General features: G+C 56.0%; 8 protein-coding genes. 4 read left to right on the top strand and 4 right to left on the bottom strand.

The features are described from left to right. The first annotated feature begins 1 nt into the window (after position 1). The 3 genes from ABD971_RS31535 (at position 2) to ABD971_RS31525 (ending at position 4,533) form a co-directional block, all read left to right on the top strand. Complete coding sequence (locus ABD971_RS31535; protein ID WP_339936745.1) at positions 2-424, top strand: ExbD/TolR family protein; 423 nt, start codon at positions 2-4, stop codon at positions 422-424. A 153-nt stretch (positions 425-577) separates the two neighbouring features. Then, entirely contained in the window at positions 578-3,259 is a 2,682-nt protein-coding gene (locus ABD971_RS31530) for a hypothetical protein (RefSeq protein ID WP_425571403.1), read from the top strand. Positions 3,260-3,330: 71 nt separating this feature from the next. Next, the gene (locus ABD971_RS31525) at positions 3,331-4,533 is read left to right on the top strand and encodes an FG-GAP repeat domain-containing protein (protein WP_345327708.1); all 1,203 of its coding nucleotides are present in this window, start codon (positions 3,331-3,333) and stop codon (positions 4,531-4,533) included. 135 nt (positions 4,534-4,668) lie between these two features. Here the strand turns inward: ABD971_RS31525 and ABD971_RS31520 are convergent, their stop codons facing one another. The 4 genes from ABD971_RS31520 to ABD971_RS31505 form a co-directional block, all read right to left on the bottom strand. Beyond that, positions 4,669-5,451, bottom strand: coding sequence for a carboxylesterase family protein (locus ABD971_RS31520; RefSeq protein ID WP_345327707.1), 783 nt, complete (start codon positions 5,449-5,451; stop codon positions 4,669-4,671). Between the two features lie 63 nt (positions 5,452-5,514). After that, positions 5,515-7,221: an alpha/beta fold hydrolase gene (locus tag ABD971_RS31515; RefSeq protein ID WP_345327706.1), complete on the bottom strand. Its 1,707-nt coding sequence runs from the start codon at positions 7,219-7,221 to the stop codon at positions 5,515-5,517. Between the two features lie 195 nt (positions 7,222-7,416). Beyond that, positions 7,417-8,181 (bottom strand): 3-keto-disaccharide hydrolase, encoded by a 765-nt coding sequence (locus ABD971_RS31510; RefSeq protein WP_345327705.1) that lies wholly within the window; start codon positions 8,179-8,181, stop codon positions 7,417-7,419. A gap of 206 nt (positions 8,182-8,387) precedes the next feature. Beyond that, positions 8,388-9,686: a M14 family metallopeptidase gene (locus ABD971_RS31505; protein ID WP_345327704.1), complete on the bottom strand. Its 1,299-nt coding sequence runs from the start codon at positions 9,684-9,686 to the stop codon at positions 8,388-8,390. 257 nt (positions 9,687-9,943) lie between these two features. On the opposite strand from ABD971_RS31505, the gene ABD971_RS31500 reads away from it, so the two are divergent. After that, a complete protein-coding gene (locus tag ABD971_RS31500; protein ID WP_339936731.1) occupies positions 9,944-11,113 on the top strand; it encodes a DUF1559 family PulG-like putative transporter in 1,170 nt (389 codons plus the stop codon). Positions 11,114-11,309 lie beyond the last annotated feature (196 nt).

Raw genomic sequence — 11,309 nt, 5'->3', positions numbered from 1 at the left:
CATGGCTGTTGAAATCAAAAAATCGACTGTCGCCGGAACGCTTAGCTTGACGCCCTTGATCGACGTCGTGTTTCTGCTGCTGATCTTCTTTCTCGTCACCAGCGAGTTTGAAGAACAAGAGCGACGGATCGACATCTCGTTGCCGACTGCGACCAGCGCGGTGCCGATGACGAGCAAACCTCGTGAAATTGTGATCGATATCAACCCGGCAGGCACGATCTATGTCGGCGGCCAGGAAACGACGTTGGATGCGTTACAAGAACTATTAAAAAATGCCGTCGCAGCGAACCCAATCAGCCAAACGGTGGTGATCCGGGCCGATCGTGCGACCGCGTTCCAGCCGGTCGTCAGCGTGATGGATGCATGCAACCGAACCGGAATCAGTGACTACTCGGTCACGACCACCGATGGACCTGATCAATAGCGGCAAAGCGTCATCCACGGATGCCCATGTGGTACTGCACTTTCGAAAAACCATTTTCCCTCGGACCCTTGCAGCAAAGTGAACCGTCCTAAACCTCTGCCGAAGCACCGACCGGTTCCCCCACCGAATCGGTCTGTAGAGTCCGGCGATGCGATGTGGCCACTGGATGTGTGGTTGGTCGCGTTGTCGTCGGTGGTGTTGTATTTGATCGCGACGCGGCTTCGCTTTGACGATCCACGATGGATCTTTAATGCCTACACCTATGTCGTTGCCGTCCCGTTAATTGCCCTGGGGATGTCGTTCGCGCTGCGTGGATTGGTTTCGCATTATGTTCGCAAATCGATTCAGGTTGGATTTCTATTTAGTGTCTTCATCCACTTGATGCTGCTGATTTTGGCAGTGCACGTGGTCATCTTTAGCCAATTTTTTCCTGAGCCCGTTGCGGGGGTCAAACCCGAGCGGTCGCCGATTCGCAAAACGGTCCCCGAGTATTTGTTTCAAACGCCTAAGGAAGACGCGGTCACCCCGGATTGGTCCGAACCGGTCGAGGTCGAAACGGCATCCCGCGTGGTACCGAAAGAGATGCGGCAATTGCCGCCGGTTACTCATTCGGCACCCCAACTGGAGATGCCTAAGCCCAAAGAAATCGAACCGCGTCCGATGCAAAAGTTCTTGATGAAGCGTCAAGAGCCATCGCCGTCGCAACCGCGCCCGGCCAATTCTCCCTCGAAGCTGGCTCGACGCGAAAAATCGAGCGAAAAACTGAGCTCACCCAAAACGACGCAGCCCGATGTGCCGAAGGTAGACAGCGAAGCCATGAAGCAGCCCGAAGCCAATGCGGCGGAACGCAAAATCGCCGAAGCGACCCCACGAAAAACGACGCGTTCGTCCGCTCCGCAGTTGAGCGTAACACCGGATCCGACGAAGATGCAGCCAACGCCGCCAGCGCAACGCGTTGCCTCGGCCGCCCGAAATCGTTCCGAAGCGATGCCGACGGTAGGTGATCTTGGTTTAACCAGCCGCAGTCGTCCGCGGACGACGCCCACGGCATCCGCACCGCCCGCCGGCGCGGCGCCGGCACCTCAATCGGTCGCAGTGGCATCGATCAGCAAGTCGGCCGATCAAATGCTTTCGCCGGTGGATGTTCCCTTCCAACGTAGCGGCAACACTGCGGGGGCTCAGCTTTCACCGCTCGACAGTGCCGACGCAATGAGCACGCCGTCGCCCACGTCCGCCTCGGCAAGCCAAAGCAACGTGATGCGGCGAGATTTGTCCGCGATGATGGGAGTTCCCGATGTGGGCGAGGGCGGTTCGTCGCAAGCGCGACCGGACCGCTCGAGCCGAGGCGATCGCAACGAGTTTGCTCCGGTTGGCGTGCCGACAATTCCGGGCGAAATGGCATCGCTTGCGGCCGCAAACGACTCGGTCCCCAGCGACGCGATGAGCGACCGCAGCGAGAATGACAGCGTCAGCCGGTCACGTAGCGAAGCGTCCTCGAGCATTCCGTCCCCGATCACGTCTCCGAACACCGAATTTGGTCCGAGTCTGGATGTGATGATGCGGGAATCGATTGCCGGACTCGCGGATCGCCCCGATTCCTTTGCCGGCATTGTGCCGTCCAACGATTTGCCTGAAATCGGGGAACTTGAGATTGCAGATCAGCCAAGAAAGCGTCGTGAAGTCGGTGGCCCCGTGACCCCCGAGGGGACCGAGATTGCTGCGGTCGAATCGTTCAACCGTCGCGTGATGCGAACCCAAGGCGGTGCCGCCCCGACGCCCGCCGGGATGGTCGGTCCAGCGACCGAAGAAGCCATCGAACTCGGATTGGCGTATCTCGCCGATAACCAAAACGATGACGGCAGTTGGTCTCTTTCTGGACATGGCGAGCCTGTCCTGCTGGAAAGCGACACGGCAGCCACGGGATTGTCGCTGCTCGCGTTTCAAGGCGCCGGCTACACTCACAAGCGGCATCAATACGCTGACACCGTCGCCCGCGGCATCGCGTTCTTGGTCAAGAATCAAAAAACCAATGGCGACCTGTATCGCAGCGAGAACGCGCTTAGCGACCGCAACGTGGGGTTCTACAGCCATGGCATCGCGGCCTTGGCTTTGTGTGAAGCGTATGGGATGACTCAAGACGAAGAACTCAAAGAACCCGCCCAACGATGCATCGATTACATTGCCAACACCCAACATGCTCGCTATGGCGGGTGGCGTTATGCCGCCCAGGTCAGCAGCGACACGAGCGTTTCAGGATGGATGATGATGGCGCTTAAAAGCGGCGAATTATCGGGACTAGAGATCCCCGATAATGTCTACAAAGGCATCGATCGCTGGCTTGACTTCGCTCAGCAAAGTGAATCGCGTCCTGATCGCTATCGTTACAACCCATTTGCCTCGAACACTCCGTCGCAACGCCATGGTCGAACACCGACGCATACAATGACCGCGGTGGGGATGCTGATGCGAATGTACTCGGGTTGGAAACGCGAAAACGAGGCGATGCAATCGGCGGCCGAATACCTGTTGGAAGCACCGCCGGAAATGGGAACCCGTGACCGGCCTTTGCGTGACGGTTATTACTGGTACTACGCAACCCAAGTGATGTTCCACATGGGTGGCAAATATTGGGACCAATGGAATGACTATCTGAACCCGCTGTTGTTAGAGAGCCAAATCAAAGAAGGATCCAAGGCGGGCAGTTGGCACCCGATGTTGCCGGTCGAAGATCGCTGGAGTCCCCATGGAGGACGGCTGTACGTGACGACGATGAACCTATTGAACCTCGAAGTCTATTACCGCCATTTGCCGATCTACGACGACGCCGCCGAATAGACACGCGACAGGTTATGATAGGCATACAACTTTCCCCCCTCCTGCCATCGCCCCGTCTCCCCGAGATCCTCATGATCAACCGATTTCTGATGCCGTTTGCGGCTGCAGCCTTGGTGACGACTTCCATCCACGCCGAAGCTCCCTCGTTCGAAAAAGTGGTGCTCGATGCAAAAATCGGCAACGTCTGCTACGCCGTGATCGCGGCGGATGTCAACGATGACGGGGAACCCGATGCGGTCGCGATCAGTGAAAACGAAGCGGTGTGGTACCAAAATCCAAACTGGACACGCCACTCGATGATCAAAGATGCGGTGCCCAAAGATCACGTCTGTATCGCGGCTCACGACATCGATGGCGACGGACTGGTCGATTTTGCCTTGGGCGCAGGGTGGCCCAAAAATGGGGGCACCCTCCACTGGCTGCGTCGTGGCGATACGCTGAACGAACCTTGGCAAGTGTTCGATATCTCATCCGAACCATGGACGCACCGCATGCGGTGGGCCGACGTCTTAGGCCGTGGCAGCAAACAGCTTGTCGTCTCGCCACTCAATGCAAGCTCAGGTTCGGGTATCCGGTTGATGGCGTTTCCGATCCCCAGCGATCCTGAATCGGGTCCATGGAAACCGATCGTCATCGACGGCAGCTTGAACCGCGCTCACAACCACTGGCACTTGCCGCCGACCGAGGATGAGGGTGCGGAGCAAACGTTGACCGCCAGCGAAGAAGGCATCACGTGGATTCGCAAGAATGAAGCAAACGGATTTCAAGTCACACGGATTGCATCAGGCGCCGCAGGCAATTCACCGGCAGAGCAGGGCAGTGGCGAAGTAAAAACCGGACGACTGTCTCCGTCCACCTCGTTGATCGCCACGATCGAACCGATGCACGGCAACCAAGTGGTGGTTTACATCGGCAACGACGTCACCGATGAAAAACAGCAACGCATCGTCTTGGACGATACCTTTTCGCAAGGCCATGCGATTTGGTGTGCCGATTTAGACGGCGACGGGGCGGACGAAATCATCGCGGCGTACCGCAATCCAGGGACCGGACCGGTCAAAGGCCCAGGGATTTTCATCTATCAAGCCGATGACGATCGCGGCCAACATTGGTCTCGCACGACGCTCGACCCGATGATGGCATGCGAGGATCTGTGGTGCGAAGATTTTAACGGCGATGGCAAAATCGATATCTTGGCGGGCGGTCGTGCCACGCACGATGTCAATCTGTACCTGAACCAATCCGGCACTGCATCGACGACTCCGAAGGACTAGCAGAAGTTGAACCATTCCCGTAGTGGATCTTGCTAAAGATCCCGCGTCAGGGATCCCGCATGAAGGATCTTTAGCACGATCCACTACCGGAGATGTGAAGGATCTTTAGCAAGATCCACTACGGGGGAGTTTGAATTACTTGGCTTTCGCCTGCTCAAACATCCACTTGATCGCGCCGGCATCTTGCGAATAGGCATGGTCCCAACTGTTGTGGTCTACGCCTGGCAATTCAGTGTATTTGATCTTCTTGCCTCCGGCGTCTTTGATCGCCGCAACCATCTTGCGAGACCGTTGGACCGGTACCGCACTATCAGCATCGCCGTGGAAAACCCAAATCGGCAGACCAACAAGCTTTGACGCTTGCGTGTCATCTCCGCCGCCACAAACAATGATCGCCGCAGCGAACCACTCGGGATGCCGTGCGGTCAAATCCCACGAACCGTAACCGCCCATCGACAACCCCGTCAGGTAGACACGCGATGTGTCGATCGGTTTTTCGGCGATCGTCCGCTCGAGCATTCGAATCGCCGCTTGCATTTGATCCGATGGCGACTCGGGCATCGCGGTCGCCTCATGATCGCTCCAATCGACATCAACCCATTTTTTTTCATTGCGGCACTGAGGTGCCAAAACAAAACAGGGAAACGCTTTGCGATTCGCTTCGCCGGCCATCTCCGTCGGGAAATACTTCAGTTGCGACGTGTTGTCGTCGCCTCGTTCGCCCGCACCATGTAGAAACAATACCAGCGGATATTTCTTTCCCGGTTCGATCGTTTCAGGTTTCATCAAGCGGTACTCGAACGTCTCGTTGTCATACGATCCGCCGGTGTACTGGATGCTCAATTCATCGAAAGGTTGATCGGCCATCAGGAAATTACAAGCAAGAGAAAGAAACAGGAAACAGACAATTCGGTTCATCGATGGAACTCGGTGGGTGAAAGGAGAGGGTAGGGCAGGGCAGAGGGGGGCATGCAGCGGCGTCTACTTCATCGGGGGTCCGGCGATCGGCTGACCATTAGTGGTCAAGACCTGAATCTCGTGAGCGCGGTGCTTGCCATCGTAACTCCATACGATCTGCTTTGCCGGATTCACCTCGAGCACTTTAATTCCTTTTTTCGCACCGTAGCTTGCGATCACGGTATTACCGTTAGGTAGACGCTGGGCGCCACAGGGATCGACCAGCGGCGAACCGGGCAAGTCATCATTGTTGACCTCCCAAACCACTTCTCCGTCGAGACCGAATTCCACGACTTTGTTGCCGTGCGTTAACGTGACCACGGTGTTTCCATTTTTAAGCCGGATCGCCGTGAACGGCCAGTTCTCGGCTTTCCGTCCGCCCAGCGATTCAAGGTCCGTCTTGATTTCGTGGACCACCTTTCCCGCCGGGGTGTATTCCTTGACTTTGAATGCCAACAGGTGGGGAACGAGGTAGTTGCCACTAGGCAGTTTTCGAGCCATCCGCGTTTGCATATGCGCGTTATCGGTTTCTGGCTGCAGCGGGAACTCGACAACCAACGAGCCGTCACTTGCCACTTCCAATAGCCGTGGTTTCTTACCCAATTCGGTGATCAGCGTGTTGCCATTTTCGAGTCGCTCGACGGTGCCGATCTCTGCATTTTCGTTGGACTTGCGATACTGAAATACAACCTCGTGATCGCGAGTTAATTCTTTGACGACGTCTTTCCACGCGATCAACACATTGCCGTTGGGCAGAACGAAACCGTCACGCGCTGCCGGTTTCCCCGCGTTCCAGATCTCGTTGCCTTGCTCGTCCAAGATCCCGGTAAAACTCGGTCCGGCAATAAACAGCGAATGCTGCACTTCGTTAACGGCCGCGAGGGCAAAGGCCACGAGCGGTGCCGGATCTTTCAAGCTATGCGGATGATGCCCGAGTCCTGGCCGACGCATTTCTTCGATTTTACCGCCAAGCTTTCTGTACTCGGCGACCAACCGATCTCCGTTCTCGGATGGCGGAACAACATTGTCGGCTTCGTTGATTAACGCAAAGATCGGAACGCCCGCCTCCGCCAATGGCTTGAGCCGATCCAATGGCCCCGCTTCGAACGACGCCGACTGCTCGTCCGTCATCCCATATGCCTGTAAACAGCGTTCCCATTCGCGTGGGGCACCGATGCCGGTTCCTTTGCCGCCCGGCCATGATCGTATATCCATCACGGCATTGTCCGCATAAATGCCGCTCACTTGCTCTGGATGCACACTGGCCCATCGCATGATGATCAGCCCCCCGCGGCTCATGCCTTCGAGAAACGGTTTCGCATTCAGTCCAAGCTTTTGGCTCAGCGAATAAAAAGCATCCCAACGCTCGATTGCAGGATCAGCACCAAACAGTCCTCCGACGTCGCAGTAACAGACATGCCAACCACGCTCGAGCATCGCACGATCAAACTGGGGTTCGTGCCCCCAGAACCGGGCTCGCCAAACCCAAGGATTTCCGCTGGCCGCTTGCTTGGGGCTCACAATTTTGCAGTCCACTCCGTCCAGTTTGAAGTTGTACTGCGTATATCCCTGAAAGTCAGCCGTGGTCGGCTGGATGCCTTGCGACTGAAGACCTGTCGCCAAACGCCCCGCGGCGGACGAGACGTCATCCGCCGAGGACACGACGGCTGGAACCGCGGACATCGCAAACAAGGCGACCAGCAAGAACGGACTTAGGACCTTCGGAGTCATTTCTGACGTAGCGGAAGTCGTCAAGAGTTTCGACCAGCCTGGAAAACGAAAGTCTTGACGACTTCCGCTACGGGAAAACCCGTCACATATTATTCCGACGGTGCTTTGCTTCAATAGCGTCATGGTTGCAAGTGAATAGGTTTGAGTAGCGAGCAGAGAGAGTGCGTAAAGCTGAACTCGATTTGCGACGAGCGGTTAGGGCAACTCACGAATGCGGAGTTTGCGAAATTGGATTGGCGATCCTTCGCTTTCTAGACAAAGGTAACCTTCAGCGGGCTCGATCCCCGTGCCTCCGGAAACCTCTTCGCCGTTGACCCACAGTCGGACTTCGCCATTGATGCCGCGAATGTAATAGTGATTCCAATGGCCATGTCCTTTGGCAAGATGTTTGCGTGGGAAGCTGCGACTGCCATCAGGCGATAGCGGTGGAAACGGCGTCATTTTCACTCTGACCGGAAAGACATCTCCGTTGGTACCAAACCAATCATAGCTCTGGCCTCGCGATTTTCGCATCTCGGTATAACCGTGATCGAGAATCTGAACTTCGATCCCCGCGGGCAATCCGGGCTTCCCCGCCTCGGTGAGTTTTTCGATCGACGCCGGAGTGGTCCAAACAAAAACACCCGAGTTTCCGGCGGATCGTTCATGCATCCACTCGACCACCATTTCAAAATTCTTGACCGGCTTGGTCGTTCGCAGCACCGAGACGGGCCGCCCGGTGCAGTGCAAAACGCCATCCTTCCATGACCACGTGTCCGCCGCACTGTTGACGTGCGTAAAATCGGATTCGCTCAGCGATCGCCAGCCTGGTCCGTCATCGTCGATGAAGGCCCGCACGGCGGATGCGGATTCAGTGGACGCCGGCTTGGTTTCTTGTGCGTGGGCGTTTACCGCAATGCTGGAACAAACCAGACACAATGCGAAACAATGGGGGGTGATGGAACGCGAAAATCGAGGCATGGGCGTCACCGTAGCGGAGGGATTTTTGGGAGGCAGGTTCTTGGTAGCTTTCACAGAGCAATAGCATAACCACTGTGATGCCAAAAAGGGTCGCCCGCCTTCAAACTAGCTGTTTCACCGCGAATTCCGGCTGATTATTGACGCAGCAGTTGGGTGGTTTGCGATGGATCACTCATCAAAAGCCTGTCGTTATCGCCAAAAGATTGTTATTGCTTGATCGCGACCTTCGCCGCCGCCACCCGAGCTTCCGTCTCCGGTAGCGCCAACAACAACTTCATCATTTCTTCGGCCGAACCACTCGCGACGCGACGGATGGTTTCACGATCGGTTTCATCACCAAATTCATACGTGATCGCGGTCACGCCCAGTGTATCGGCAACCCAAGCTTTGCTGGTCGAACGATGGGCGTGATGATTGTCATCGCCGTTGACGTGGTAGTTGGGAAACCGTTTTTGAATCGCCGAGAGCCAATTGTCAGTGAATCCCGCGGGGTACAAATCAGCATCACGAGGTGGCGTGTAAAACACGTCGTCATAGGTGCTGTGGAAATCCATAAACAGACACAACTTTTGATCGGCAGCACTACGGCACTTCAGCATCTCGTTGCGTAACGCACGCGTTTCGGGCTGGGTAAAGTGCATCCAATCACGATTCAAATCGACTCCGTTTGCATTGCATCGCCAATTGCCCAGCGCCACGCCATCGGGATTCACCGTCGGCACGACGACGGCACAGTAGCGTTTGCGAAATGATGTCGCCAAATCATTGTCGGACGTTAATGCGTCGACGAAATGCATCATCCCAATCGCACCGGAGACTTCGGGTGGATGTTGACGCGCGATGATGAAAACAAAGTCGGGGTGATCGGTCTCCGTAATATCCAACCGGTACAGCGGACGTCCTTGCACCGATTTGCCAATCACCGATCGCTTGACGTGCGGTTGTTGGCTCAGATCCGAAGTCCACTTGGCAACCGTCCCGCTGCTTAGCAGTTCTTGACCTGCCACCCACAACGGCTTGCCATCCACCGGGATTTTTAGTCGCACTTCGGTTCCGGCAGGATGTCGATCGGCCATCAGATGCTGAGCACTCTCCCAAGTCTTTCCATCACGGCTGATCTTGGGATCGTAGCGATGCGATCCGCCAACATATTTTAGTCGTACCGAAATCGTCCGCTCTTCGGTCGAGTTGACTCGGAACGCGTACCAGGCACTGTCGTTGATCGGATCCGACTCGGGCTGGATCGTGACGGCAAAATCATCATCAGCGATTTGGACGCACTCGTTCATCCGTCCCCCAGGAAATTTACTGGTGAACGAAACCGAGCGATCTTCGCTGTGAAAGGTGATCCCGAGCGGATTGTCCAAGATCTCGGATTTCGCCGCAGGAGCGAATCCAAGCACGATCAGCAATGCAATCAATGCGTAGCAAACAGGACTTTGCCAACAAAAAATGGCTTTTGGCCTGGAAATAACGTCATTTGGCGAGATTGAGTGATTTGGCATCGGTGGGCTCCAAGCTGTTTAGCTGTGGTCAATATGGCGGGACCGCGAGCCTACTGGATTGACCGCCCGCAGAGCAATATCAGCAGCCACCCTCCAAACGAGGGGAGAAAGATTCCTAAGACGGAAACGTCATTTTCTTGGACTCGGCGTGGTTGATTTGCTAATCTCGTAGCTAGAGCTCTCGGACCGCTGCCGTTCTATCGACGGCAAAATCGTCTCTTTTCTGGCTCTTCTATTTACTAGCAAAAGGTGTTGTGATGCGAATTCGGCTCTCAGTTCACCGCGTCCGTCGAGACGCATTCACGCTGGTCGAAATTTTGGTCGTGATCGCGATCATCGGAATCCTGGTCTCGCTATCGTTGCCCGCGATTAGCGCTGCTAAAGAACGCATGAACCGAGCCAAATGTGCCGATCAGCTACGACAAATCGCGATGGCGACGATCAACCATCAAACCAGTCACGACACGTTGCCGGGATATGTTCAACAGTTTGGCGAGTTCGCTGGCGGCATGGATCCTGCGGATCCCGGCAGCTACGGCGGCAACGTTCCTCGTCACATGAAGATCGGCGGATGGCAGGTTGCGATTCTCGCCAAAATGGATCGTCAACCGCTGTATGATCGCTGGAGCTTGGATCGGTATCCGTTGTTGTCCGACGGGGCTGGCGAGCGACCTGCAACCGAAGAAGGCTACAGCACGATTGCAGCGTCGAATGTCGAATTCTATCAGTGTCCTAGCGCCAGCGGCACGATGGCCCGCCATGGAATCAATCACTACATCGCCAACACTGGGATGCATGTCGATTCGTTTCCCTTTACCTACACACGACCAAGCGACGGAACTCATACCGTCAACTTTGAACGATCCATCTCCAAGGCGAACGGCGCGTTCACCAATCGCTACGCCGGATTTGATCCTGGCAATCCCACGTCGCTTGTGCCGACGGGCAAGCGGATTCGCACCGATGATTTTCGCGACGGTGCGACCGGCACGATGCTGTACAGCGAAAATCATCAAGCCCAACCTTGGCACCTGACTCGATTGACCGGCAACACGGATCACTTGACCGCCATCTCGACGGTCGGCGGAAAAGAGGTCACGGTCTATCCGGTGGAATCACGTTACTTGCAAGGCAGTGTGTGGCACTTCGAAGACGAACAATTGTTCGCCGGTGCTCCGGCGCCGCAGCCTCTACACAAGATCAACGGCGGTGACACGTACAATCTAACCATGACCGCGAGTAACATGGCGGATGTCGCCCGTCCATCATCGCTGCACACAGGCGGAGTGAACATGGCGATGGCCGACGGCAGCGTCCGCTTTGTGTTTGAATCGATCGACTATCGCACCTATCAAGCCCTGATGACCCCAAGCGGCCACGCCAGCGACGTGCCGATGAACGAGTACATCCCCAGCGACGAGATTTGAGGATTCGCCAAGGCACGCACTCTGGCGACGATGGTCGCGTTGGAACTTACCAGTCGCAAGGGACGTGCGATGTATAAGTTGCGTGATTTGCAGTCTTAGGCCGGAGGCCGACACATCTCATGCCGGTGGCGTAAGCCGAGCCCTTTCAAGCTAGCACTCATGCGGCTCTCTTGGCGAGGATTCTTGCCGTCGATAT

Source organism: Novipirellula rosea (assembly GCF_039541335.1).
In the GTDB taxonomy this organism is placed as follows: domain Bacteria; phylum Planctomycetota; class Planctomycetia; order Pirellulales; family Pirellulaceae; genus Novipirellula; species Novipirellula rosea.
The sequence above is the reverse complement of the archived record's forward strand: the minus strand, read 5'-3'. Positions and strand labels throughout refer to the sequence as shown.